The organism is Acetivibrio saccincola, from assembly GCF_002844395.1.
Taxonomy (GTDB): domain Bacteria; phylum Bacillota; class Clostridia; order Acetivibrionales; family Acetivibrionaceae; genus Herbivorax; species Herbivorax saccincola.
Window position 1 is genome coordinate 2,837,046 of the sequence record NZ_CP025197.1, and the last position, 25,979, is coordinate 2,863,024.

At 33.2% G+C, this 25,979-nt stretch carries 21 protein-coding genes; 10 read left to right on the top strand and 11 right to left on the bottom strand.

Annotation, left to right across the window (positions count from 1 at the left end):
- Positions 1–172: 172 nt before the first annotated feature.
- Positions 173–2,107, top strand: a complete 1,935-nt coding sequence (locus HVS_RS12685; protein ID WP_101304286.1) for an ABC-F family ATP-binding cassette domain-containing protein — start codon at positions 173–175, stop codon at positions 2,105–2,107.
- Here the strand turns inward: HVS_RS12685 and cwlD are convergent.
- The 3 genes from cwlD to HVS_RS12700 all read right to left on the bottom strand — a co-directional run bounded on the left by cwlD (position 2,092) and on the right by HVS_RS12700 (position 5,569).
- Positions 2,092–2,814: an N-acetylmuramoyl-L-alanine amidase CwlD gene (gene cwlD, locus HVS_RS12690; protein ID WP_101302942.1), complete on the bottom strand. Its 723-nt coding sequence runs from the start codon at positions 2,812–2,814 to the stop codon at positions 2,092–2,094. The two genes, HVS_RS12685 and cwlD, sit on opposite strands and share 16 nt — an antisense overlap.
- Before the next feature lie 81 nt (positions 2,815–2,895).
- Positions 2,896–4,947, bottom strand: a complete 2,052-nt coding sequence (locus tag HVS_RS12695; protein ID WP_101302944.1) for a CotH kinase family protein — start codon at positions 4,945–4,947, stop codon at positions 2,896–2,898.
- 37 nt (positions 4,948–4,984) lie between these two features.
- Entirely contained in the window at positions 4,985–5,569 is a 585-nt protein-coding gene (locus tag HVS_RS12700) for a DNA-3-methyladenine glycosylase (protein WP_479715004.1), read from the bottom strand.
- 1,118 nt (positions 5,570–6,687) lie between these two features.
- Between HVS_RS12700 and HVS_RS12705 the strand changes: the two genes are divergently transcribed.
- The 6 genes from HVS_RS12705 (at position 6,688) to HVS_RS12730 (ending at position 12,115) form a co-directional block, all read left to right on the top strand.
- Complete coding sequence (locus tag HVS_RS12705) at positions 6,688–7,776, top strand: carbohydrate-binding protein (RefSeq protein WP_101302948.1); 1,089 nt, start codon at positions 6,688–6,690, stop codon at positions 7,774–7,776.
- Positions 7,777–7,940: 164 nt separating this feature from the next.
- Positions 7,941–8,759 carry a M60 family metallopeptidase gene (locus HVS_RS12710; RefSeq protein WP_101302952.1) on the top strand — a complete coding sequence of 273 codons (819 nt, stop codon included), beginning with the start codon at positions 7,941–7,943 and terminating at the stop codon, positions 8,757–8,759.
- Between the two features lie 349 nt (positions 8,760–9,108).
- Complete coding sequence (locus HVS_RS12715; protein ID WP_101302954.1) at positions 9,109–9,501, top strand: secondary thiamine-phosphate synthase enzyme YjbQ; 393 nt, start codon at positions 9,109–9,111, stop codon at positions 9,499–9,501.
- A 4-nt stretch (positions 9,502–9,505) separates the two neighbouring features.
- The gene (locus HVS_RS12720) at positions 9,506–10,336 is read left to right on the top strand and encodes a 5'-methylthioadenosine/S-adenosylhomocysteine nucleosidase family protein (RefSeq protein ID WP_101302956.1); all 831 of its coding nucleotides are present in this window, start codon (positions 9,506–9,508) and stop codon (positions 10,334–10,336) included.
- Positions 10,308–11,417, top strand: a complete 1,110-nt coding sequence (locus HVS_RS12725; protein WP_235827435.1) for an SPL family radical SAM protein — start codon at positions 10,308–10,310, stop codon at positions 11,415–11,417. The genes HVS_RS12720 and HVS_RS12725 overlap by 29 nt, the downstream gene beginning before the upstream one ends.
- Positions 11,414–12,115: an SDR family oxidoreductase gene (locus tag HVS_RS12730; protein ID WP_101302958.1), complete on the top strand. Its 702-nt coding sequence runs from the start codon at positions 11,414–11,416 to the stop codon at positions 12,113–12,115. Before HVS_RS12725 ends, HVS_RS12730 begins: the two co-directional genes overlap by 4 nt.
- A gap of 39 nt (positions 12,116–12,154) precedes the next feature.
- Here the strand turns inward: HVS_RS12730 and HVS_RS12735 are convergent, their stop codons facing one another.
- From HVS_RS12735 to HVS_RS12770, 8 genes are all read right to left on the bottom strand, one after another.
- Positions 12,155–13,330, bottom strand: coding sequence for a peptidylprolyl isomerase (locus HVS_RS12735; protein WP_159063457.1), 1,176 nt, complete (start codon positions 13,328–13,330; stop codon positions 12,155–12,157).
- A 120-nt stretch (positions 13,331–13,450) separates the two neighbouring features.
- Positions 13,451–14,833, bottom strand: a complete 1,383-nt coding sequence (locus tag HVS_RS12740; protein WP_101302962.1) for a hypothetical protein — start codon at positions 14,831–14,833, stop codon at positions 13,451–13,453.
- Positions 14,834–14,848: 15 nt separating this feature from the next.
- On the bottom strand, positions 14,849–15,961 hold the full coding sequence (locus HVS_RS12745; RefSeq protein ID WP_101302965.1) for a DUF58 domain-containing protein: 1,113 nt from the start codon (positions 15,959–15,961) through the stop codon (positions 14,849–14,851).
- A gap of 12 nt (positions 15,962–15,973) precedes the next feature.
- On the bottom strand, positions 15,974–16,927 hold the full coding sequence (locus tag HVS_RS12750) for an AAA family ATPase (RefSeq protein ID WP_101302967.1): 954 nt from the start codon (positions 16,925–16,927) through the stop codon (positions 15,974–15,976).
- A 73-nt stretch (positions 16,928–17,000) separates the two neighbouring features.
- Positions 17,001–18,326 carry an ABC transporter permease gene (locus HVS_RS12755; protein WP_101302969.1) on the bottom strand — a complete coding sequence of 442 codons (1,326 nt, stop codon included), beginning with the start codon at positions 18,324–18,326 and terminating at the stop codon, positions 17,001–17,003.
- Entirely contained in the window at positions 18,326–19,684 is a 1,359-nt protein-coding gene (locus tag HVS_RS12760; protein ID WP_157942954.1) for an ABC transporter permease, read from the bottom strand. Before HVS_RS12760 ends, HVS_RS12755 begins: the two co-directional genes overlap by 1 nt.
- Positions 19,671–20,612, bottom strand: a complete 942-nt coding sequence (locus HVS_RS12765) for an ABC transporter ATP-binding protein (protein ID WP_101302974.1) — start codon at positions 20,610–20,612, stop codon at positions 19,671–19,673. The genes HVS_RS12760 and HVS_RS12765 overlap by 14 nt, the downstream gene beginning before the upstream one ends.
- A gap of 244 nt (positions 20,613–20,856) precedes the next feature.
- A complete protein-coding gene (locus HVS_RS12770; protein ID WP_101302976.1) occupies positions 20,857–21,531 on the bottom strand; it encodes a DUF5984 family protein in 675 nt (224 codons plus the stop codon).
- 578 nt (positions 21,532–22,109) lie between these two features.
- Between HVS_RS12770 and HVS_RS12775 the strand changes: the two genes are divergently transcribed.
- The 3 genes from HVS_RS12775 (at position 22,110) to HVS_RS17290 (ending at position 25,766) form a co-directional block, all read left to right on the top strand.
- Positions 22,110–23,891 carry an ISL3 family transposase gene (locus HVS_RS12775; protein WP_108593947.1) on the top strand — a complete coding sequence of 594 codons (1,782 nt, stop codon included), beginning with the start codon at positions 22,110–22,112 and terminating at the stop codon, positions 23,889–23,891.
- Between the two features lie 130 nt (positions 23,892–24,021).
- Complete coding sequence (locus tag HVS_RS12780; protein WP_242971565.1) at positions 24,022–25,389, top strand: methyl-accepting chemotaxis protein; 1,368 nt, start codon at positions 24,022–24,024, stop codon at positions 25,387–25,389.
- Positions 25,383–25,766 (top strand): hypothetical protein, encoded by a 384-nt coding sequence (locus tag HVS_RS17290; protein ID WP_242971566.1) that lies wholly within the window; start codon positions 25,383–25,385, stop codon positions 25,764–25,766. The genes HVS_RS12780 and HVS_RS17290 overlap by 7 nt, the downstream gene beginning before the upstream one ends.
- Positions 25,767–25,979: the final 213 nt, after the last annotated feature.

Sequence of the window (25,979 nt, forward strand, 5' to 3'; positions counted from 1 at the left end):
CACAAATAGATTATAAAAAAATCCTTTGAAATTTTGCTGTAAAAAATATAGTTTAATTTTAAAATTAAACTATTGTGATTATACACCTTTGTTATTTTATTGTCAATATTGCTTGTATATATGATTTTTGCTACAATTGGTGTTGTAAGCCTAAAAGAAAGATGTGATTGCCATTATTATTTTAAGCTGCAACAAGATAAATTTTTCATTTGGGATAAACAAAATACTGGATAATGTATCCTTCAGCATAAAGAATACTGATAAAACGGGTATTGTAGGGGTTAATGGTGCCGGCAAAACCACCCTCTTTAAAATATTAACTTCAGAGTACACCCCTGAAAGCGGGGAGATATACATTGCCAAAGACTTAAATATTGGGTATTTGGAGCAAAATTCCGGACTTGATGAAAACAACACCTTACTTGAAGAAGTGCTGACGGTGTATTCCCACTTTATTGATATGGAAGCCCGTATAAAAGAGCTGGAAAAATGTATAAGTACTGAGAAAAATGAAGAAGTTTTAAATGCATATATGAAAGAATACTCACGCCTGTCAGAAGATTTTTCAATGCTTGGCGGGTTTGAGTACAACAGCCGTGCAAAAGGTGTTTTAAAAGGTCTGGGGTTTTCTGAGGAGGACTTTGATTTAAAGGTTGGCAAATTAAGCGGCGGTCAAAAAACAAGACTTTCACTTTCAAAACTCCTTTTAAAAGAGCCTGACCTACTTCTTTTAGACGAGCCTACAAACCATTTAGATATCAGTGCAGTTGAATGGCTGGAAAACTTTTTAAAAGAATACAAGAAATCTGTAATGGTTATTTCCCATGACAGGTTTTTTATAGATAAAGTTGCAGACAAAATTTTAGAAATAGAAAACCGCCATGTAAAGCTTTATAACGGAAACTATTCAGACTATATAAAACAAAAGGCTTTAGACAGGGAAATACAGCAAAAACACTATGAACAGCAGCAAAAGGAAATTGCAAAAATGGAAGTTTTTATTGAGCAGCAAAAAAGATGGAACAGGGAAAGAAATATCATTGCTGCTGAAAGCAGACAAAAAGCCATAGATAGGATGGAAAAAATAGAAAAGCCGGAAAAACTTCCTGATAAAATCAAGGTAAAATTTAAAAGTAATATATCCAGTGGAAAAGATGTTTTATTTGTTGAAAATCTTTCAATGGAGTTTCCTGGAAAGCCATTGTTTAAGGATTTGTCTTTTAATGTAAGGAAAGGTGAGAAGATATTTATATTAGGTGCAAATGGCACCGGAAAAACCACCCTTTTAAAAATACTTACAGGCAATCTTAAACAAACCTCCGGGAATTTCCGGTACGGCTATAATGTTGAAATGAGCTATTACGACCAGGAACAAGAGTCTTTAGACCCTGATAATACAGTGTTAGATGAAGTATGGGATGCAAGTCCTGATATTTTACAAACTGAAATCAGAAATGCCCTTGCAATATTTCTTTTTAAAGGGGAAGATGTCTTTAAAAGAATATCGGATTTAAGCGGAGGGGAAAAGAGCAGGGTAGCACTGATTAAAATAATGCTCTCAGGCTCAAATCTTCTTCTTTTAGACGAGCCTACAAATCATTTGGACATTAATTCAAGGGAAGTACTGGAGGAATCCCTTAGCGATTTTGACGGCACATTAATTGTAGTATCCCATGACAGGTACTTTATTAATAAACTAGCCACCAGGATTATTTATATTGAAAATGAATCTTCAATTTTAGATTTTAACGGAAATTATGAGGACTTTTTATCTTACAGAAATAGAATAAATGCTTCAAATGAAAATAGCGAAAATACCAATAAAAAAATTTCTTCCGGCAAACTACAGCATTTAGCCAGCAAAGAAGAAAAAGCGAGAAAAAGGCGTTTAGAAAAGCTTATACTTAATACTGAAAAAAGGATATTTCAAGTTGAAAGCCGCCTGGATGAAATAAATAAAAAAATGCAGTCAGAAGAAGTGGCAAGTGACCATGTAAAGCTTATGGAACTTAATAAAGAACATGATGAGCTTAATAAAGAACTGGAAGAACTCTATAAAACATGGGAAGAGGCCAGCTTAGAAGCCAGCAATTACTCTTCACCGTAATATTTCTTTATACCTTCTTTTATAGCTGCAGCCAGTTTTTCCTGGTACTCCTGTGTGGAAAGTTTTTGTTCCTCTTCAGCATTGGATAAAAAACCACATTCAACTATAACAGTGGGCTTTTTTATATTTTTGAGGATAAGTGTCTCAGTATCTTTTACCAAAGCCTCTCTTTTGTTTTCAGGATCCACCATATCCCTTAGGGACCTTTGAATACACTGGGCAAGTCTTTTGCTTTCTTCAGAGTTTTTAGGGAAAAATGTCTGTGCCCCGTGGTATTGTGACTGAGGAAATTTGTTCATATGAATGCTGACCACTATATCCGCTTCTGATTCATCCATTATTTTTTTGCGGTTTAACAAGTCCTGCCTTCTTTTATTTGTATAGCCTTTGGTTCCCTCCTTATACAAAAGTCCGTCTTCTTCCCTGGTCATAATAACATTAAAGCCATCTTCCATAAGAAGTTCTTTCAGCCTTTTTCCTATGATTAAGTTTATATCTTTCTCTTTTAATTGGATATTATCACCAACAGCCCCCGGGTCTTCCCCCCCATGCCCTGGATCTATAATTACTGTTCTTTTAAGGGATTTTGCATTTGTTGGTTCAGTAGCTTTTGAATCAAGGCTGTATTTTAAATTGTATACTGTTATTGAAAGGAGAAGGATTAGTACCATCAAAAGTATTTTATCCTTCTTAAGTATAAGAATCATAACATCACTTCCCCCTTTTACCAGTTATACAATAAAGATATTCAATAACAGCTTGACCCTATGCTACCATTTTCATAAAATCTACTGTTTTGTAAATACTGCTTTTATTACCATATCTTCCTTTGGTACAACTTCTATAGTCTGGCTGTTTTCATTTACATCTCCTTCCCACCTGACAAATTTATATCCATCTAAAGGCACGGCAGTTATACAAAGGGAAATACCGGTAAAATAGCGCCCTGTCCAAGGGTATACGGTCTCTTCCACTCCCGGTGTTTTGTCATTAATATCTATGGAGTTTATGCGTATATAACCATGCTGTTTATTTGAAACATCAAGGCTGATATTTGAAATCCCTTCAAGGTTAAAAAACGATATTATGTGCTCCCTCTGGGCATCCGGTCTTTTTTCTGCAAATTCAAAGAGCGCATCAACATTTCTCTTCCAATTTGGCCATGGACGCCATCTGGATGTGTGTTCATCTATCTCAGGTTCCAGTAGGTTTTTAAATTCCACAATTCTTTTTTTAACGAATTCAGGTTTAAAAGATGTATTTAAATGATCCGCAAATGTATTTATAAACTGATTTTTAAATTCTTCATTTTCCAAAAGGTTTCTAAGTATAAAGGTAGACCAATCAGGGTTTGGCCACTCATTATTGCCTGCCTCAGTTGCATGGACAAGGGTATTGTTGTTATAGCCTCCATAATATGGATACAGCCCAAAACCAAAATCAGTATCATATAAAACCCAGCGCCATCTTCCATCGTGGCCGTATGGGGCATCTTCGTCATAATTTTCTTTCCGTACCCTCCAAAAACTATAGTTATTGCCCGGCCAGTCTGTATTGTCAAAAAATATCTGGGCTACATTGTACAAAATAAAGTTTTCAATATCTATCAGTGTGGATATATGCCGGTAGTGTTTTGGGTCTTTCATTGAATTATTTTTAATATAGTTTATCATATTTCTGTAATATACTACATCTTCCTCCGTTCCTTCAACCAACTCGCCATCTCCTTCCATAAGCACCAGGTCATCTCTGCTTACGCCATAATACTGCTCAAAATAATGTCTGTCAAACCTCTCCCTTATATTGTGAATACCCCAGTATTCACCGTTTAAAAATACTATTACGGGTTTATACGCTTGTATATCTAAAGAGGTATGCTCTACAAGACTTTGCATTAATGCATCCCTGAATATTGTACTTTGACCATCATTGCCGCCATTTCTTAATAACAGGGTTTTAAACTTGTCTGCCACATTACCCTCTTCCATTATTTTTTTGTTTCCAAAAATGGGGTACTCTATAAATTCCTGCCCATATTCACCTCTGGCATACAATCTAATGCTTTTTTGAGGATAGGTGCGTGTTGCCCCGCCATGTATCCGGATGCCTAGATTTTGACTGAATTTAGCCTCGCCACCATCAAAATACTCTATATAAGCTTCCCTTTCCCATTCCCTTCCTCTTTGGGTGAAGTTTCCTTCCCGTTCCCATGGCTCCAGCGATGAGTCATACAATTCATCATAAAACACGCCTTTTACATATATTCCATGGTTGTAATCAAACAAATTGTAAGGATCTGATACAAGGGATATGATAGGCAGGGAGTATCTGTTTTTGGCGTCTTTATCTACAAAATAAGTTGCTGTAATTATATTGCTTACAGGAGTATCGCCTTTAAAAGCCCTGCACCGTACTACCGTTGCCTTATATACATTGGACGGGGGTCTGTAATCATCAGCTATATCCCATATTTTAGAATAAATACTCTCATCCTTTTTCCTGTTTTTAATTTCAATCCCGTCTTCATACAAGTTAGAACCGGTATTTGGTTCACTGCCGTCTAATGTGTAATATATTTTGATATTTTCATTTTCTAAATTGGCTTTTAAATTTTCTAAATGGACTTTAAGTAAAAATTCCTCATCATAGAATCCACTTTTGTGGGAAAGAACGAGGGTGTTTTCTTCTTCAATATTGTCAAAATTCTCATAATTAAAGGCTTCTTTTTCTGTCGGGCTAACATTGCTGCTTTCACTGCTATTTAAAAAAAATATTATGCTTCCGCTAATAACTGCTGATACTAATATCAGAGAAATTACCTTTAATTTGTCTTTATTCATATTTTGACCCCCATATCTTGGACTGGCGTTTTTAATTTTACTTTTTTGTTTGATTTGGCTTTTTTACATGTTTTAGAGTTGAAATGAATTTATTGTCTTTTATCAAAAACCTCCATGGATATTCTTTGGCCTCGCCGGCATAGTCAATATTAATTCTCGGGGTGAAAATAATATCTTCTTCCCGTACCTTCTCATTGTCCAGAAGATATAAATTGTCCCCGCATAAGTCTATACCGTGGAGTTTTTTTGTTATATCCATTGCCTGACACAGCTTACCCGGTCCGCTACACAAATTCTTTAAAACTTCAGTGTTTCTGCGTTTTTTCATAAGTTCAATTCCTTCCACCGGTTCAACAGCCCGGATAAGAACCATTTCCGGCTTCCCTTGTACATTGGTTACAATATTAAAACAGTGGTACATTCCATAAATAAGGTATACATATCCATGCCCTCCGGGACCAAAAGCAACCTCAGTGCGGCTGCTCCTCTTTCCTCTATAGGTGTGTGCAGCAGCATCTAAAGGTCCTATATAGGCTTCCACTTCAACTATTTTGCCTACAGTGGTACCTTCTTCTGAAACACGTATAATGTATTTTCCAAGAAGCTCTTTAGCTACTTCCAATGTGTCTCTTTCATAAAAGTCTCTTTTTAATTTGATTTTAATACCTCCTAAAAAAAGAGTATCTGTATCTTTTTTGATATAATAGTATCACAAAACAGGTATAACAACAAGAAAAATTTCGCTTGAATATTATTATGGGTATACCAATAATAATTATTGAAAAATATGTTTTGACAGTCATATTTTTTCTATTTAAATAAATTGAGTTGTAACTTATTTTTTATCATAAATCTAATTATCCCTATATTTTAGTAGGTGGGGATGCAATACCTACGATAATTTTCCCAGCTCTAATGTTAAAACTTACTTTTTATATTATACAGAATTAAAAAATATTTTCAAAATAAACTCTTTGTTTACAAAATGTATGGATAAAATAAAAATATTGTGATTTTTTAAATACATATTTATTTATCTGTTTTTTTTTATTATATAATACTAATTAATAAAAGAAGTGGAAACCTTTGATTGTAAAATTTCCACTTCTTTTAAATATAAAATGGTAGTGTCAAAAAAAGTTATGAAAACAGTGATTTGAGACTGCAAGAATGTTAACAAAAGTAAAATTGAATTTTGACGGTTGAATAGGGTGGAGAAAGGAGGTAGAGAACTTTGGGTTTAGAGACACGGAGTTACTGAAATGGGCGGTACAGGGCAGCTTAACGCATAAGAAAAAAGCTTTATGTTTTTTGTATATGCTCTCAAGGTTTTTAGGCTACCTGATACTCTAAAATATAATCCTATGCCATGTCAAGTAATTCCAACCATCTGGCAGGTCTATTAGTAGTTCAGTAACGTCCGGGATATTTACCGGAACTCTGTAACCCAGAAATTTATGGGTATTAAGAAGTTATACCATGTAGTAAACAGTATTAGATTGTTCTGGCAGTTACCAAAGGCTCCAAATCCAATAGTTGACTTGTAGTAACGGTTTAAAGTGCAATTGAGTAGTTCAATTACCTGCTTAAGCAATCTGCGCTCTTCTAAAACAGGATCTTCGTTGATCAAACTTTTAGACTGGTAAGATAACAACTGGAGAAAAACAGTAAATAAGTATTTTAGGTCAGTATTCAATTATAATTTTTGACACTACGAAAATATCAAAAGGAGGAAATTTTATGAACAAACGCTTTAAAAAAGTATCTTTAAGTACTATTATGTTAATTGGATTTGCACTATCTGCTGTACTAACTAATTTAACAGGTGTCAGGGCTAATGAAACAACTGTAACTTTTGAAGCAGAATCAAGCTATAACATCAATCAGGGAATGATAGTTAATCACAGCGGTTGTTCAGGAGGGCAATATGTAGGATTAGTAGGTAATGGTAATATACTTCAGTTTAACAACATTTATGTTGAGGCTGATGGACTGTATAATGTAACTGTACATTACTTTTCTGAAAATATGAGGTATGGATATTTGGAAGTTAACGGTAACACAGAAGCAGGTATAATTTTCCCAGGGCTTGGAAATTGGAATGATTTAGGGTCTAAAACTCTTCAAGTCAACTTGAAAGCTGGTAACAACACTTTGAAGTTCTACAATGATTTTGCGTACATGCCTGATTTTGACAGAATAACAGTGGAAGGGGCAATTGCACAAGCTGTAACTGGTTACGAGGCAGAAGCCACTGGAAATATCATTGATGGAATCGTTATAAACCAAAGCGATTGCTCAGGAGGCAAATATGTTGCTTTAAACGGTTTAGGTAACATACTTCAGTTTAATAATATTTATGCTCCTTCAACAGGTATTTATAACATAGCAATTTATTATTATTCCCTGAACGATAGCAACGGATATATTAGTGTTAATGGTGAAACAGGAACTGAAATAAATTTTAGAGGTATAGGTAACTGGGATGAGCAAGGTGTCAAATATACTACTGTGTTTTTACAAGAAGGAAATAATTCAATAAGATTTTACAATGATTTTGCATATATGCCTCACTTTGACAGATTGTGCATTGTGGGAGAGGGGTATTTACTGAACAATCCTGGTCTTGAGGAATCAAACGGAATTAATCCTTACTCTTGGTCAATAGGAAATGATCATTCTAAAAGGTCAACTTTTCAATGGGAATCGGGATCTGGAATTAATAGTTCAAAATGTATTAGCATTATTGCAACTGCTCCAACCGATGCTTATTGGATGCAAACTGTAAGATTAGAACCTAAAAAAACTACATATTTAAAGGATATATAAAAGGTGAGAATCTTATACCTGAGAACAGTAACGTAACTATAGGTGCAAACCTTTCTGTTGTTGGGGACTTTTGCTATTCAGGAAGCGGTGAACAAACTTTAGGTACTTTTGATTGGAAAGAATTTTCTGTTCATTTTCAAGCTCCTGCCTCAGGAGAAGTAACAGTGGCATGCAGATTAGGAAACTGGTGGAACCTAGTGTCAGGTAAGGTTATGTTTGATAATCTCACAATAGTTCCAGACAACAGCCTAACCAGAATAGAAGGAAATAACATATATTTAGACCTTGAAAGTACTGATTTAACATCTATATCAAATACAAATCTTAATAAGTGGATAAATCGGCTTGACAATGCTTATGAAGCTTATGAAGACTTAGTTGGTTTCACTCCTTATAACGGAGAAAAAATGGGTATACTTTCAACTCACTATTATCCAGGTGGATGGGCTGTAGCAGGCAATCCGATAAAATGGCATCAGATATATGTAAGTCCTGAACTTGCAAACATTAATAATAATGATGATTGGTCTTTTGGTATATTGCATGAAATAAGTCATAACTTTGATATTGAAGGTTGGAATTTTAATGATGAATTTTGGGCAAATACAAAAATGTATTTTATTGTAGAAGCTTTAAATGCAAAAGTCAAATCTAATTATATAGGAGCAGGATTAGCCGAATATTATCGTAATGATTGCCAGGACAGTTATACAAAAACTATACTCCCAAGAACAGGCTTCCATCATGATGCTTTAACATACTGTTTTATAAGAATCAAGGATAGAATAGGTATAGAGCCTTTCAAAGCGACATTTAGACATTTTATAACTACTGGTGAGAATCCTCCAACAAAACTTGCGAAATTCAATCGTTTTCTTCAACTGCTGCAAGAAAACTATAACCCAGGAGGAAATGAAGTAGAATCAACTTTCCCTCCTGGTGAGCTAAATTATATATTAGAACCTTCATTCAGTAATACTTAATGAGTTGAAAAAGAACTAGATATACAAAAAATAGCTAGATTTTCTATCATAAAAGTCGCATCCAATTGGATGCGACTTTAGCTTATGTATGCCCAGCATGTGCGCAATCTAACGGGTGTGAGCCCGGTAGTAAGAATGTTATAGTAAACATCAAGGTAAGCGTCAATTAGAATAGGACATCATACTTAAAATATACTTCTTTCTGTCTTTCTTAACCATCATCATAAGCAGTCAATATTTTTATTGTGCATTCGTTATAAGTTTAAACCACCTATAATTTATATTTATATTTGTGATATTATATATATATTGAAAAATGACTTTTAATTGTACAAAGGAGGTAAAAAACATGGAGAAATTAATTGTATCAACACATAAACAAACAGAAATGATTGATATTACCGCCAAAATACAGCAGGTCGTTGAAAAAAGCGGTATAAAGTCTGGCATATGTACGGTGTTTGTACCCCATACCACTGCAGCTGTTACAATAAATGAAAATGCAGACCCTGATGTTGTACATGATATTTTAATGGAAATAAACAAAATAGTCCCTTTCAATGACGGGTACCTTCACATGGAAGGAAACTCTGCCTCCCATATAAAATCAAGTCTGTTTGGCTTTTCAGAGCAGATAATTATTGAAAACGGAAGACTTGTCCTTGGAACATGGCAGGGCATATATTTCTGTGAATTTGACGGACCGCGCCAGAGACAGGTGTATGTCAAAATAACAGGGTGATGATATGGTCTTTATTGTGACGGCACTTAAAATAGAAGCAGAGCCTTTAATTGAACATTTTAATTTAAAAAAAGATATGGACATACACCTTTTCCCGGTGTACAGAAATCCTGATATCACACTTATAATAAGCGGTGTGGGAAAAGTTAAAAGTGCCATGGCGGTAACATACCTTTTATCAACCCATCAAACCACTTTACAAGATGTATTGTTAAACATTGGCTTTTGCGGTACAAATAGCAGAAAATACAGTGTTGGAACCATGGTAGCAGTAAATAAAGTAACGGACATGGATACTAATATAGATTATTACCCTGATGTTTTTATTAAGGAAAACATTCCTTTTGCCGGTCTTTGCTGCTATTCAAGACCTGTGGCACAGGACATGGTACAGGAAGAAAAGGAAGTTTTTTGTGATATGGAGTCGGCGGGTATTATGGAAGCTTCCAAAAAATTTTATTATGCCCATCAGGTAATACTTTTAAAAATTATATCCGACTATTTAAATCCTGAAAAGCTTGATAAATTTCAGCTAAAAAACTTTATAAAAAAAAGTATGCCGTTAATTGAAAAAATTATTCAAAATGCAGTATATTTAAATAACTCCTTTAAAGGAATGTGGTTAGATGAAAATGAAATAAGCTTAATAGATACAGTTTCTCAAAATTTAAGATTTTCTAAAACAATGGAAAAAATGCTTTTTAAAAATGCTGTACAGGCTAAAGTCAAGGGTATCGATGTGTGTAAAACAATTTACCCTTTTTTAGAAACAAAAGTTAATTCTAAATTAGAAGGGAAGAGAATTTTTGAAAAAATACAGCAACAACTTAAATAATACCGGTATACAAAAACATGCAGGTACCGAAAATTCAAATACACCAAACTTTGCTGCACCCAATCCGGCTGCACCTGATAAAAAAAAGAATATATTTAATGCAATATATGTGGAGGAAGCTGCACTTAAATATCCTGTTTCCCAATATGTCCTTCAAAAATACTCCCATCATACAATAATACCTATAAGGCACTACAAAGATGTATTCAACAGAACCAACCAGCTGTTTTCCATTCAAAAACACAATCAATCTTTAATACTTGCAGTTAAGGACAAACCGTTTTTGTACAAAGGGCCGGAGGTATGCCAGGATTTTGGACACCCTAATTTTTATTATACTTCCTTTTTGCTAAACTGTATTTTCAGCTGCGACTACTGCTACCTGCAGGGAATGTACCCATCTGCAAATATAGTGGCTTTTGTCAACACAGAAGATTTTAAAAATGAAATAGCCTCTAAAGCCATGCAAGAACCTCTTTTTCTGGCTGCGTCTTACGACACCGATTTAATTGGATTTCATAATATAATCCCTTATATGGATTATTTTTACGATTTTTTTAAAGAGGAAAAAAATCTTATAGTTGAAATACGCACTAAAAGCGGAAACCAAAGCTTTTATGAAAAGTATAAGCCTTTAGACAATTTAATAATTGCCTTTACCCTTTCACCAAAAGAAATAATAGAAAAGTACGAAAAAAACACCCCTCCTTTAGAGGCCAGAATTAAAGCAATTAATGCAGCCCTAAAAAAGGGATTTAAGGCGAGGATATGTTTAGACCCCATTTTTATCAGCACTGAAAACAATGAACTTGACAGTGCATATAAAAACTTTTACCAATATGTTTTTTCCAATATTGATGCAGATAAAATAATTGACATTGGCTTTGGTTTTTTCAGAATATCCAAAGAATTTTACAAAAGAATTATAAAACAGCCGATATACCCCAACGTGTTTTTAGAGGATTTTTCCAAGACGGGAAGTGTAATAACTTACCCTGAAAAACTTCAGGCTGAAAAGAAATTAATGCATTTTGAAATACTAAAAAAATATATAAATGAAGAAAGGATTTTTGACCTATGAAAACTGCAATTTTGACAGGTTCTTCAAAAGGAATAGGTAAAGCTTTATTAAAAAGGCTTCTTTCCCTTGATTATAAAGTATACGGGCTTTCAAGGACACCTCAGAGCCCTATGGAAAACTTTATTCCTGTGGAATGTGATTTATTAGATACCGATAAACTTATAGAAACAATTAAATCCATAGAAAAAAAAGAACCCAATATACATCTTTTGGTCAACAATGCGGGAGTAGGATTTTTCGGACCCCATGAAGAAATAAACGTTAAAAACATTCAAACAATGCTACGTACAAATTTAGAAGTTCCAATAATCCTCACCCATCTTCTTTTAAGAACCCTAAAGAAAAACAAAGGGATGATTATTTCCATTTCCTCTGTAACGGCAAAAAAGGTAAGCACCCACGGCTGTGCTTACAGTGCCTCTAAAGCCGGACTTACGCATTTTTATACAAGCCTTTTTGAAGAAGTACGGAAAACCGGTGTAAAAATTACAACAATACACCCAGACATGACTAAAAGCAATTTTTATGATAATTCAAATTTCATATACGATGAAGATGATGACGACTCTGTACTGTTAGAAGAACAAATAGCAGACACTTTAGAGTACGCCCTTACAGCTTCAAAAAACTTAGTTGTAAATGACATTACATTAAGACCTCAAAAAAACAAAATTAAGAGAAAAGAACCAAAAAAATAAGCCTTTCTCCTATTTAAAGTTGAAAGGCTTGTTTTTTATTTAAATTCTGTCCATGTATTTCACTATTTCTGCTTCTTCCATCCATCTGTCTATTTCTTTTTCAACAAACTCATTTTTCTTTTCCCTATCTAAACGTTCTTTTATTTCATCTCTTTTTTCTTCTAAAGTATATACTTTCTCTTCACTTTTTTCATATGCCTTTATTATATGGTAACCATACACAGTGGGCACAAGGTCTGAAATTTCACCCTCTTCAAGTTTCAGTGAAGCTTCTTTAAACGGAAGCTCAAAATTAGACATTTCATCAACAAGATAACCGTCTTTATACTCTTCTGATTCCATACCGGGGTCTTCACCATACTCATCTATTAAAGCTTCAAAATCTTCACCGTTTTTGGCCTTTTCCAATACTTCCTCTGCCTTCGGTTTAATTTCAGCAAGTTTTTCTTCAAGAAAACTTTCAGCCTCATCAAATTTTCCACCGGTATATAAATTAAAATACTCTCCTGTATCTTCGTCTGCTATTTTTATTAATATGTGTTTAACTCTGGTTTGAGCAGGCTTAATTAAATCAATTGCCCCGTTTCCATCTGTTTTGCTTATTTCCAGTTCTTTATCATAAAAACTTTTTATCTCTTCTTCCGAAGCCTCTACAACCTTTGTTAAATCTTCAAAATAATTGTTCGCCATAATTTCTTCTGCCATATTCTTTATATAATCTTCTTTTGTCATATTCATAAGTTCAAGTTCTCCTGCAACATATTCTTCAGCTTCTTTTTTGTAATCCTTTTCTTCTGCGCCTTCGTCCCCTCCAAACTGTGCCTGAAGCTGCATCTGCAAACCAATCATTTCGATCATACTGTTAAAACTGTCTTCAGCTTCCTTCATAATTTCATCTGTTATTTCATAGCCATCTGCTTCCATTTTTTGCTGCATAACTTTTCTTGTTATCAAATCTTCAAGTATTTGTTCTTTAATTTCTTTCATATAAGCCAATTCTTCTTCATCTTCTGTTTCAGGGTCAATTTCTTTAGATATTAATGTATAGTTATATATGTCATAAAACTCATTATAAAGAATATCTTCCCCGTTAACCTGTGCTATTACTACATTATCACCCTGCTTAATTTCTTGCTTTCCCCCGCAGCCTCCTAGTACTAAACTAAAAAATAAAGCTAAAACTGTAATCAATAATAGTCTTTTTTTGCTTTTCATCAAATTCATCCTTTCAATTTTTTTACCACCCTAAACAATTTAATTTCAAAATAAACTTTAATATAAAGAGTGCAAAAACAGTATATCACAACATATTAAAAGCTGCAATTACAGATTTTTTTAATTTGACTTATTAATTATTTTAACACTTTCAATTGTACTGTATCTGACTTCATCCACCTGGGTTTCTTCTGGCATCTTACCTCCATATTTTACACTTTCATAAACTGACGTTATTTCCCCAAAAGGTCTATTTAGCCGGGGAATTTTTTCAGCCCTTTTATAAATTTCCCCTGTGGTATATGACTTTTTTATATCCATTCCCTTAAAGCTCATGTATCTTAAAATAAAACCATATAAATATTTAATTTTTTCTTTAGGGTCTTGAATTTTTTCCAAATCTTTTAACATCTTATTTATGCTTAGGATTTTTTTCTTTTCTTTGCTCTTTTTTGAAACATCAGAGGGCAAAACCCTCTCAATACTGTCTGTGTAGTAGGAAGTTTTCTCTTCTCTGTATTCAGTTTTATCAAACAAATTTATAAGTTTTTGATAAATGCTTTTTAAAAAATTCTTTAAAAACGGAATAAGTTCACCAATAATAAATACAGTAATTATTTTGTAAATGATAAAAGTAAGTATTAAAAACAGTGCTATATTAAATATTGTATCTACAAATATGTTTTTGCCGCTGCCCTCAATAATACCATAGTCTTCTTCAGAAGGGCCGGGAAAATGCATTTCCCCTGTATCAAATAAGTTGTGAATTTTTACCATTATTTTGCTTAAAAACCCCCACAGTGTTTTAATTATTAACGCCAATATATTTCCCAAACCCCTTAAACCCATTACTAATACATCCCTAAAACAGTAAAATACCAATACCATCAGGAAAAACACCACTGTTTTTCTCACATTATAACTTCTCATTTTAGCAGGTATTCCGGAAGCTTTGTCAAATCTTTTGGAAAAAATGCCGTCTAAATTGCTTTGATTTTTTATAATAAGAAGAAATAAGGTATATATAAATGTTATAATATAAAATTGGGTTTTAAGGTGTTTAACATCATTAAGGTATGTGGAAAAAGTCAAGGCCAAAAGAACCATTACTATACCGATATATATTTTTACTCCGCTTACTAAATAATGATATTTTTTAAAATATGCCCTTACCGTAAAAAAGCAAAGTATAAGCGCTGTAAATGTACCAAATATCATATGGAAAGCCCCATAGTGAAAATAATACATTAGGGATACTAATATGGGAATTACCAAAAACAAATGTGCAAGTATTGCATTTTTTTTAGTGTTGTTTTTTCTCATTATAAAATTTACCGCTGCAAATGTGCCATAAATAACAGCTAAATAAAAAAATGCATCCAAAAGCCCTCCGGTTTTTTTAAATAAAAAAAACCTCATAATGCTGGTTATAGGATAAACACATAGAAACATGGCTGTTATTGAAATAATTTTAAGTATGGTTTCCCTTATTTTTATATCCATAATGCATTTTCCTTTCTAATAAGGAATGTAAACATCTAAATCACCAGGTAAATTTTCTCTTTCAACAGCATTTAAAAGTATTATAGAAACGTTATTTTTCCTTGCCTTTATTTTTCTAATGGTATTACATATTTTTTCAGTAAGATAAGATGTCAGTATTATAACTTCTGTATTTTGATAATTTTTATAAATATCATTTATAAAATATTCAAAATCCTGAACTTTTTTTAATTTAAGTCTTGCAAGAATGCCTAAAAGCTCATTTACATGTTCCCACCCTACAGCCTCTTTGGTGTTTATAGGATTTTTTTCATTAAATATACTTCCATTTGTAGAAAAACTTAATGGCAAACTCTCTTTTAACGCTTTGTCAAATACAGTGGCAGCCACTTTTATACCAAATTCTATATATTCTTTATCTATAACTTCATCCGGTTCACTGTCACGGGACTGAATGTTTAAAACAACAGCAGTTTTTAAATTAGCCGTAAAATCATTCTTTTTTACCATAAGCCTATTCCTGCTTGCCGTTGCCTTCCAATGAATACGGTTTAAAGCATCGCCTGGCATATATTCCCTAATCCCTGAAAACATAAAGGGGTCATCATTTATCCATCTTCTTACTATGGTATCCCCTATAATGCGGCTTGCCGGCCTAAAACACCGTTCAAGTACCACCGGTGCCGGATAAACCAACAGTTGAGCTTCAACATCTATAACATCAGAAGATTCAGAAAAGGAGCCTAAAAAATCCCCTCCCACAAGGGTTATTTTGTCAATTTTATAATACCCTCTTTTGAGGCATTTTACATTCCAGCGCCTTGTAGTTTTTTGATAGCTTTTTAAAAAAAAGTTGCTTGTTACAAACCGGCTTTCCTGTGCTATAACAGCATCCTTTCCCGCAAAATCAAGCCATTTTGAAGTATATATTTCAGCTTTTATCCATGAAATTGGTATGGGTTTTTTGTTATATATTATTTCTTCAAGAAAAATACTGTCCCCTTCAGTGGCTTTGTCTACACTAAAACTACAGGAATACTCAAGATTGTGAAATAGAAAGAAATTTAATAAAAAACCTTGAATATATACTGCAGCTAAGAATATTATAATCAAAGCAAGAATTTCCATAGAATTCTCCTTTTAAAAATCTTCCAAAGGCACCTTTACCTTGTCTAAAATTTGTAATATGGCGGTTTCTGAAGCTTTTGTCTCTTCTTGCATTGCATACCCTCTGAGTATTATTCTATGTGCCAGTACAGGTACCGCCATGTATTTTACATCATCAGGGGTTACAAAGTCACGGCCCTTTAAGGCTGCATAAGCCTGGGAAGCTTTCATAAGTGCAATACAGCCCCTAGGGCTTACACCTAAAGTTATATTTTCAAAATTCCTTGTCTCTTCAACAATATCCACTATATAATCCTTTACTGTTGCACTTATTTTTATTTTGTCAATTGTGTTTTGAGCCTCCAATATTTCCTCCTTATTTGCTACACAGTCTATAGTTTCAAAAGGACTTCCCTCCTGAAACCTGTCCAGCATTTTTCTGCTCTCTTCGATTAAGGGATAACCTATTTTCAGTTTAACAAGAAAGCGGTCAAGCTGTGCCTCCGGTAGTGGAAAAGTCCCCTGTATCTCAACAGGGTTTTGAGTTGCAATAACCAAGAAAGGTTTAGAAAGACTTTTTGTTTCCCCGTCAATTGTAACTTGTTTCTCTTCCATACACTCTAATAAACTTGACTGTGTCCTTGGGGTGGCCCTGTTAATTTCATCTGCCAGCAAAATGTTTGTAAAAACAGGACCAGGTCTGAATTCAAATTCACATTCCTTTTGGTTGTAGTAATTTATTCCGGTAATGTCAGAGGGCAGAAGGTCAGGGGTAAACTGAATCCTGCTAAAGCTACAGTCTATGGACTTTGCAAGGCATTTTGCCAGCATTGTCTTTCCTACCCCCGGGACATCTTCAAGTAAAACATGCCCTGAAGATAAAAGTGCTGTCAAAACAAGGTGGATAACATCTTCCTTCCCAACTATTACTTTAGAAATGTTTGCCTTTATTCTTTCGCATAATTCTTTTACATCTGAAACCTCCACTTGCCCGCCCCCTTAGTTTTAGTTTATTATTTTTTAAGCTTTATTGTATATTAGCTTTTTAGTTTATTGTATTTTAGTTTTTAAGTGTATCAATTATGGTTCTTAAATTTATCTTTTGTCCGCTGTATAAAATGAGACCTTTGTAAATCTTTGCTGACAGTATAATTACACCAATGGAAAATAAAATCAATACTCCGGCTGAAATCAAACCATTTATAAGTCCCATTTTACCCAGAATCAAATCAATAGGTGCACTAAAGGGTGCTGTAAAGGGAATATACCTTGCCACTTCTAATATATTATCTTTCTCTTGAATGGTGGCAATGTAACAAGTTAACCAGCTAACTACAACAGGAAGTTGAAATAAGTTTTGTATGGATGCCGCATCTTCTGACTTTGAAACCATAGAGCCTGCCAAGCCTGCCAGGAAACAAAAAAACAAAAATCCCACACAAAATATAATAAATGCTAATATAAGGGCTGGAATTGAAAATGCCATTTCACCCATACTTTCCCGGAGCATTTTAATAATAGCTATTACAGAGTTTTGGTACTCAGGATAAACAGAGCGGGCTATTGCATTTCCTCCAAATACTCCTGTCAGCAGTGCAAAAAACCACACTAAAACCTGTATTACAGCCGCAGAAGAAACAGCCAATACTTTTCCGGTAATTAAAGCGTATGGATGTACTTTTGTTATTAATGTTTCAACTAATTTTGATGTTTTCTCTGTAGAAACTTCCCTGCTTATTGTCAAGCCGTGCAATAACAGCATAAAGTATAAAAGAAGACTAAAAAGCATAGGTGCAAGTGTTTTAAGCAATACAACCACAATACTTGTATCTTCCCCAACTTCACTGTATAAAGTCACAATTGGAGTCATGACCATAGCAAGCTCCTCCTGTGTTAAGCCCACCTGCATTATTTTGTTTGTGTTAAATGCACCAATCATCACCTCTAAAAGGGACTGGGCTTCTTTTTTAGATATACTCGATTCTTCAAGTAAAATCCCTTCCATTTCAAAAGCCTCATCTTTAGCTGTCACAACAACAAGTAAATTATTTTCAGGATTTTCCTCATATTTTTCTATAGCCTGCTGCTTTGAAAGGTTTGAAACATTTTCAAAATTAATATGTTTAAACCTTATATCATCTACAGCCTGTAGATATGCTGAATAGTCAGTCTCTGTAAATCCGCTTTCATCAAGAACATACACCTTTTCAATGGAAGAAGGTTCAACATCTTTTTCGGGTTTTGCGGATAAAATATTTAGTAATACAGCTACTGCAAATATCCCAAAAGCAACTAAAACAGTTACCACCTTAAAACCTTTTTTCTTAAAAACCTGCTGGAGGGTAAATTTGTAAACATCTGTCCACTTTCTAAACTTATTCTTCATTATATCTGTCCCTCCTTTGAATTTTTTGCCATCTTAAATAATTCTTTGATTTTTATTCTGTTTCCTGTGTGAAGTATCAATGTTTCATATACTTTAGCGGTAAAATTAAATAACAGTATTATAGAAATAATCAATAGTATCACTGAAATTATGGTAATCAAAATGGAGCTTTTTCCAAGAAGTACCGCTCCCGGCAAAATAAACGGGGAGGATAAGGGAAATATCAGGGCAAAATATACAAAGGGATTATCCCCCATTCCCATAAGGGATCCGGCTGCCCCCATACCAATATAGGCTCCAATTAAACTTGCAATGGTAAAAAGTGATAAACTCTCTCCCATCTCCTCTACCCTGCTTGCCGTAGAACCTGCCAATGCTGCCAGGGTAGAATAAAAAATAATTCCTAAAGCCATTATTATTAAACATATCAAAATGTTGTCAACTCCTAAATTGTTAACAATTTCAGGGTTAATATAGTTTTCAATGACATTGCCGTTTTGCTGACTCATGGCATTGCTTGTAATTTTATTGGATACAAATGCCAGTACAATAATTGATATAAACTGTATCAGTACAGCAACAAGTGTAGCAAGGGTTTTTCCTACAACGATGGCTAAAGGTTTTACAGATATTAAAAGCTGCTCAATTACCTTAGAAGACTTTTCCATTACAATTGAAGTGGCAATTTTTGAACTTGCCATAATAGTTATCATTAGTAAAGCAAATATTACCCCGTACAAAAACCAATAATCATTATAAGATATGGATGTATCTTCCACAACAATTTCATTTCCTTCTGAATCTATTTCCTTACCCACTGTAGAAATTCTGCTTGTTACCTGTGATTTTACAACTTTAAGCTGAGCGTCTGAAATATCTGCATAATCAATAATTGCCCTTTCAAAGGATTCTTTTACGGCATTACCCAAAAGCTCTAATTCAGCATTTTTAACAATTCCACCCGTTGACTTTGTAAAATGCAGAATATATGTCCCTTCGTCTTTACTGATTTTAAGTGCCACAGAAGGTTCTTTTTCTGTTTCAATTTCCTCTAATACATCCTCATAGTTCCTGTCTTCAGGAATAAATTTTAAATCATTGACTACATTTTCAAGGTTGGATATTTTATCAAAATCTATGTTTTTTATTTCAGTCTCATTAAATACGTGTACCGATTTTATTTTTATTAAACCCCCGTCTTCTGTATCCTTGTCTAATACATAATTCATAACCGGAAAAATTAAAAGTGAAAATATAACAAAAATAATATAACCAATAATAAAAGCCTTGCTTTTTAACGTTTGCACTAATGTAAAATTAAAAACGTCTTTCCATCCTGATATATTACTCATCTTCATGAACATTCCCCACCTTTTCAACAAAAATTTCATGTAGTGAAGGTTCACGAAGTTCAAATTTCACTACCGGAATTTTTTCTTCGATTAATTTAGACAACAAGGCCATAGCCTGTTCCTCATTTTGAACTTTTAAGTGATATTCACTTGGCGTTTTGTTTTGTATTTTAATTCCAAGCTGAGATATATGCTCATTAATATCTTTATCCGCCTTTATAAATAAATTTACCCTTCCATAGCCCTTCTTTATTTCGTTTAAATTTCCCTGAAGCACCGTTTTGCCTCTGTCCAATATAACAATATCTGAACAAAATTCTTCAATGGTGGGCATTTGATGGCTAGACATTATAAGATATTTTTCTTTGGCTATTTCTTCCCTTATTATTTGTTTGAAAAGATCTGTGTTAACAGGGTCTAAACCGCTCAATGGTTCATCCAGTATTAAAAATTGAGGATCCGCAAGGAGTGCAGCCATTAACTGTATTTTCTGCTGATTTCCCTTTGACAACTGCTCTGTGCGGTTGGATTTAGTATTTCTTCCCCTCCTTGTTTTTGGCGGGAAAACGTATTCTTCCACCAAAAGGCGTTCTGACCAATATTTAATTCTTTTTATTGCTTCTTTTTTTGGAACATTTCTTAGCTTTGCAAAGTACAATAACTGGTCTAAAAGTGAGTACTTCGGATATAGCCCCCTTTCCTCCGCCAGATAACCAACACTCATATTAATGGCATCAAAAGGTTTGCCATCCCATAAAACTTTACCGCTGTTGTAGCTAAGCATACCAAGTATAATACGGATTGTGGTTGTTTTTCCTGCCCCGTTTGTACCAAGTAAGGCAAAAACCCCCGGCTTATTCATTTCAAAACTGAGATTATCTACTACTACTTTTTCACCGTATTTCTTTGTTAAATTTTGAACACTTAAAGCCATTTTCTCCCTCTCTTCCTGACTAAATTAGTAAAATTTATTTTTATGATGTTTTAAGTTGTTTTAGTAAATTTTTTTTTAAGATAAATTAAAATCTTTAATATACAAATACAATTTTATTATATTTTAGGTTATAACAACTTTCAAGATAAACTTTCAATATGATTAAAATTTTTTATATTTATTCAGTTTAACATTAATGCTTATTTTATTTATCATAAGGTTTATTATTTTATAATTGTAGCAATCATTCAAGTAATTTAAGCTTTTCCCTTAACTCAATTAGTTGTTTCTTATCCTCCTGAAATCTTTCGCTAATTTTTAAATCTAATTCATCTAATATATTATTTAGAAATGCAAAAACAACTCCTTTAAATTCTTTTTTAGGTATAACCCCTACTCCTTTGGAATGAACAAATTCTATACTTTTATTCTCGTAAAAATTATTGTTCCACGCTATTTCTATGTTTTCACCAACTCTTCTGAAGTAAACACTAGGGAGCCGTGAACCACCCCTATTAGGAAACCATGTATGCCTGAATATCCAAGTTCTTTTTGCATGATGCCATAAATAATTCTCATCTTCTTCATCAATATCAAAAGTATCGGCTTTTTGAATTAATTCTAAAGTATTTTCCCCTTTTACCGGCAGAGGAAATGGATCATAACCTAATATATGATGCAAATTTTCACAAAACCACTCAATGACATAAAATAAATTCCATATGTACACATTAACGGTATCTCCTACTTTATATTGACATAAATTTTTACCGCTTACCCATAGGTCTAACCTCCCCCAGGATTGACCAATAACTCCTCTTTCATCATAAGGGTTTGGCATAAGGATATATTGAATTGCAAATTTATTAATATCTCCAATAACATATTTCATTTGTTTTTCTTCACTTTTTACTTCCATGGTTTTTCCCCCTTTTTAGCTTCTGTACCGCTATATATCAAAATATTTCTTATTAACTTTTTTAAAATTAGGGAAAATGCTTTTTAAACTCACAAAACAAAGTATTTCGGATTATTTGTTCCCACTTTTTGTGTTAAATTTTGGTTTACAAATAATATAACATGTTAACACCTTATTGTAAAGTACCCTTGTATTGATGAAATGTTTAAATGTAAAGCTCAGGCAAATTTTCAAATAATGTTGCGTTAATGAATTTTTTGTTCATTGACATAATTAAATTTTCTAATTATAATTATAACCATGGTGAAAAATTATGTCTAAACAATGGTCAATCAATTCTATTATAATCTAAAATCTTTCATTCAGATATATATTTTAAAAGGGTCTTTAATTTTTATCTAGGGGTTGTCAGTAAAACTAAATATTAATCTAAGTATTTTAATGAAATTTTAAAAAAATATACAGCCATGTATGTCAGTGGTAAAATTTAATTGGTTCTTTCCAGGGTTAATTGAATTAAATGACAATATATGATAAAATAAATGAAAATTAAACAAAAGAAAAGAGGATTATATTCCATGGATGAATTTATTAAACAATTAGACCCAAACTTAGACTATATTAGTCATGAAATAAAAGATGGCAAATGCTATATAACAGTAACTTCCAATCGAAAAGAAGTAACATGCCCATTTTGTGGCTGGCCATCATCCAGAATACATTCCACATATAACAGAACCTTTCAGGACCTTCCAGTACAAGGTAATAAGGTATTTATTATTATACGTAACAGAAAATTTTTTTGTGATAATTCTGATTGTAATCATACTACCTTTGCAGAAAGGTTTGATTTTATCTCCTATAAAGCGAAGAAAACCCGCCGTCTTGAGGATGAAATTGTGCGACTATCAATAAATTGCAGTTCCATTACAGCATCAAAAATACTAAAGGAAAATGTTGTGGATATTGGTAAAAGTACAGTTTGTAATCTTTTAAAAAAAAAAGAAACACCGGTAATTGATAAAAAGACTATAACAGCTGTTTGTATTGATGATTTTGCTATTAAAAAGCGTAGAAGCTATGGAACAATTATGGTAGACATTTTTACGCATCAAATACTTGATATGATTGACTCAAGGGATTATGAGACTGTTTGTGAGTGGTTAAAATCATATCCAAATCTTCGTATAATATCAAGAGATGGGTCTGTCACCTATAATAATGCAATTACAGGTGCACACCCGGAAGCTTTACAAATAAGTGACCGTTTTCATTTGCTAAAGAATTTGACTTCCTATGTAACAGAGTATCTAAAAAAGAGATTAAAACCGCAAGTTTCAATACAATCTGTCAGTCAGGAAATTAAAGAGGTAGAAACAATAAAACAGGCGAATGAGAACAGAAAACTCACATTGAAAGAAAAATATGAAAAGATAAAACAACTTTCATTAGAAGGAAGATGTAAGACAGAAATTTGCCGAAGCTTAAATATGGATATACGAGCTTATGATAAATTAATAGCAATGACCCCTGAAGAAAGGGAAAAGTTGTTCCAGACAAAAAATATGATCATACATGAAGAAAAAGTAAAGCAAAAAATGGAACGTATAAATGAGGTGCGGGAGTTAAAGAGAGTAGGTTTGAGTAATATAGAGATATCCAGACGTACCGGACTTGATAGAAAAACAGTTAGAAGATATCTTGATGAAAACTTTAATCCGGTTCATGCTTCCTATGGCAAAAAGAGAAATGGGAAACTGACACCATATATAAAAACGATTGACGAATACCTTGAGAGAGGAATGATGGGTTCATATATTGTGGAAAAGATACGTGAAATGGGATATGATGGTTCGTCATCAACTGTGCGGCATTATATGACAGACTGGAAGAAACGGAGAAAAAAATATTACGATAGAAGTAGAGAAGATGGGACAAAAACAGAAATAATAAAAAGAGAAAATATATTTAAGCTATTGTACCACCCAATAGAAAAAGTAAAAATAATCAGTGAGAAACAATTTGAAATGATATGCAAAGAATATCCGTTTTTTGAAAAAATATATAAAATAACATGGGAATTTAAGGATATGCTAACTAATAAAAATATTGAAGCCTTCGATAAATGGATAGAGCGGGCTAAAAATCTAAACATACCGGAAATAAACAGTTTTATGAATGGAGTTGAACGAGATATGGAGGCTGTAAGAAATGCGATAAAATATGAATATAGTAATGGGTTTGTAGAAGGGTGTATTAATAAACTAAAGGTAATAAAACAAATTATGTATGGCCGTTGTAGTTTTGAAACATTAAAAACCAAAATTCTCCAGCTTGAAAAAATGAGGTTGTTCAACTAACTATGGAAAGACCCAATTATTATTGACAACAACAGCCATGTAAAACACTTTTAAACTACAACATAGCAAACTGCCATAAAAAATTCAGTAAAAATCTAAAAAAACTATCCAGTATAGGAGGAGCCGCCTTATGATGAAGTTTTTTGGCAATTTAAGCTTAGGAAAAAAACTGTACTCAGGATTTACAGCAGTAATTTTAATACTTATCATGCTTTCAACAATCACATTTATGAATTTTTCAAAACAGCATCAAGCTACAATTTGGAACAAGCATACATACGAAGTTTTAATGGAGCTTGACGCTCTATTAGAAGAAATGTTAAATATGGAAACCGGCCAGCGTGGTTTTGCCCTAACTGGAAATGAAGCATCCCTTGAACCATTCATTAATGGTAAAGCTGATTTTGAACAGCATTACAACAAGGTAAAAGAATTAACTTCTGACAACCCAAAACAGCAAGAACTTTTGGCTGAACTTAAAAGCGTACAGCAGGAATGGCTGAGAATAGCTGAAAACAGTATTGAGCTTAGAAGAAATGTTGTAAACGGAATAGGTACCATGGATGATATTATAATTGAAGAGCAGGCAGCACATGGTAAAGAGTTTTTTGATAAGTTCAGGCAAATAATTCAAGAAAGCCAAAATATTGAAACTGAATTGCTGGAAGCACGTGTAGAAGAAGCAGAACGTCTAAAACAAACAACAGACTTTGTTATTATTATAGGGTCAATTTTTTCAGTGTTAATTGCACTGGCAATTGCATTTTTTATCACAAGGATGATTACCCGTCCTGTTAATGAAATAAAAATGGTAGCCCAGCAAATTGCAAAAGGAAATTTAGATGTTGTAGTAAAGAAGCATTACAAAGATGAAATTGGGGATTTATCAGAAGCCTTTAAAATAATGAGCGATAATTTAAATGAAGTGATGACTAATATTAATTCTTCTACTGAACAGGTGACATCAGGTTCTAGACAGCTTTCTGACTCCAGCACAGCTCTCTCCCAAGGTTCTGCTGAACAGGCTTCTTCCATAGAAGAACTAACTTCATCTATAGATGAAATTTCATCCCAAACTAAAAACAACGCAGAAAACGCAAACCAGGCTAATTTACTTGCTGAAAAAGCTAAAGAAAATGCAGCTAAAGGTAATGAACGCATGAAACAGATGTTAAAGGCTATGGTTGAAATAAACAGTTCCTCTGCAAATATATCTAAAATTATAAAAGTTATTGATGAAATTGCATTTCAAACTAATATACTGTCTTTAAATGCAGCAGTTGAGGCTGCAAGAGCAGGACAGCACGGAAAAGGCTTTGCAGTAGTGGCAGATGAAGTAAGAAATCTTGCACAAAGATCAGCAGATGCGGCAAAAGAAACTACAACAATGATTGAAGGTTCTATTAGCAAAGTGGAAGATGGTACTAAGATTGCAACTGAAACTACAGAAGCCCTGAACGAGATAGTTGAAGCTATCGGAAAAGTAACTACTTGGTAAATGATATAAGCATAGCTTCAAATGAACAGGCTTCTAAAATTTCACAGATAAACCAAGGTATTATACAGGTATCTAAAGTAGTTCAAACCAATTCTGCTACATCTGAAGAAATTGCAGCTGCAAGTGAAGAACTCGCAAGCCAGGCAGAAGTATTAAAAAAACAGGTTTCAAGATTTAACCTTAAAAAGGGTCAAATGCCTTCATACTTTTCGTATAAAGGAATAAATAATATTGATCCAAATCTTCTGAAGATGCTTGAGGACATGCATGACAGAGAAAAAATCAACAATGATATGACTGATGAAAATAGTCATGAACCGGTATTAAGTAATTCAAAAGAAATTGAAATAAATGGTAATGACTTTGGAAAGTATTAGTCTAGAATTAATTTAAGGCTATTGGATATCCTCCGGTAGCCTTTTTTGTTTTTTCATATAAATATTTTGAATTGCTATTTTGAATTACCTTTTTTAAAACTTTTTTTACTGTTTACCGCTACTTGACAACAACTAAAAAATGCTATATACTTCAATTAACGCGTGTTAGTAAATTATTTTTTTAATAGTTTAAATAAATGCAATTTACTAAAA

What these genes read in the sequence shown, in the direction of transcription:
- HVS_RS12695 (WP_101302944.1), bottom strand. Translation starts at nt 4,947, where the DNA reads ATGAATAAAGACAAATTAAAGGTAATTTCTCTGATATTAGTATCAGCA.
- HVS_RS12730 (WP_101302958.1), top strand. Translation starts at nt 11,414, where the DNA reads ATGAAAACTGCAATTTTGACAGGTTCTTCAAAAGGAATAGGTAAAGCT.
- HVS_RS12705 (WP_101302948.1), top strand. Translation starts at nt 6,688, where the DNA reads ATGAACAAACGCTTTAAAAAAGTATCTTTAAGTACTATTATGTTAATT.
- HVS_RS12775 (WP_108593947.1), top strand. Translation starts at nt 22,110, where the DNA reads ATGGATGAATTTATTAAACAATTAGACCCAAACTTAGACTATATTAGT.
- HVS_RS12745 (WP_101302965.1), bottom strand. Translation starts at nt 15,961, where the DNA reads ATGGAAATTCTTGCTTTGATTATAATATTCTTAGCTGCAGTATATATT.
- cwlD (WP_101302942.1), bottom strand. Translation starts at nt 2,814, where the DNA reads ATGATTCTTATACTTAAGAAGGATAAAATACTTTTGATGGTACTAATC.
- HVS_RS12740 (WP_101302962.1), bottom strand. Translation starts at nt 14,833, where the DNA reads ATGGATATAAAAATAAGGGAAACCATACTTAAAATTATTTCAATAACA.
- HVS_RS12715 (WP_101302954.1), top strand. Translation starts at nt 9,109, where the DNA reads ATGGAGAAATTAATTGTATCAACACATAAACAAACAGAAATGATTGAT.
- HVS_RS12765 (WP_101302974.1), bottom strand. Translation starts at nt 20,612, where the DNA reads ATGGCTTTAAGTGTTCAAAATTTAACAAAGAAATACGGTGAAAAAGTA.
- HVS_RS12770 (WP_101302976.1), bottom strand. Translation starts at nt 21,531, where the DNA reads ATGGAAGTAAAAAGTGAAGAAAAACAAATGAAATATGTTATTGGAGAT.
- HVS_RS12760 (WP_157942954.1), bottom strand. Translation starts at nt 19,684, where the DNA reads ATGAAGATGAGTAATATATCAGGATGGAAAGACGTTTTTAATTTTACA.
- HVS_RS12720 (WP_101302956.1), top strand. Translation starts at nt 9,506, where the DNA reads ATGGTCTTTATTGTGACGGCACTTAAAATAGAAGCAGAGCCTTTAATT.
- HVS_RS12780 (WP_242971565.1), top strand. Translation starts at nt 24,022, where the DNA reads ATGATGAAGTTTTTTGGCAATTTAAGCTTAGGAAAAAAACTGTACTCA.
- HVS_RS12735 (WP_159063457.1), bottom strand. Translation starts at nt 13,330, where the DNA reads ATGAAAAGCAAAAAAAGACTATTATTGATTACAGTTTTAGCTTTATTT.
- HVS_RS12755 (WP_101302969.1), bottom strand. Translation starts at nt 18,326, where the DNA reads ATGAAGAATAAGTTTAGAAAGTGGACAGATGTTTACAAATTTACCCTC.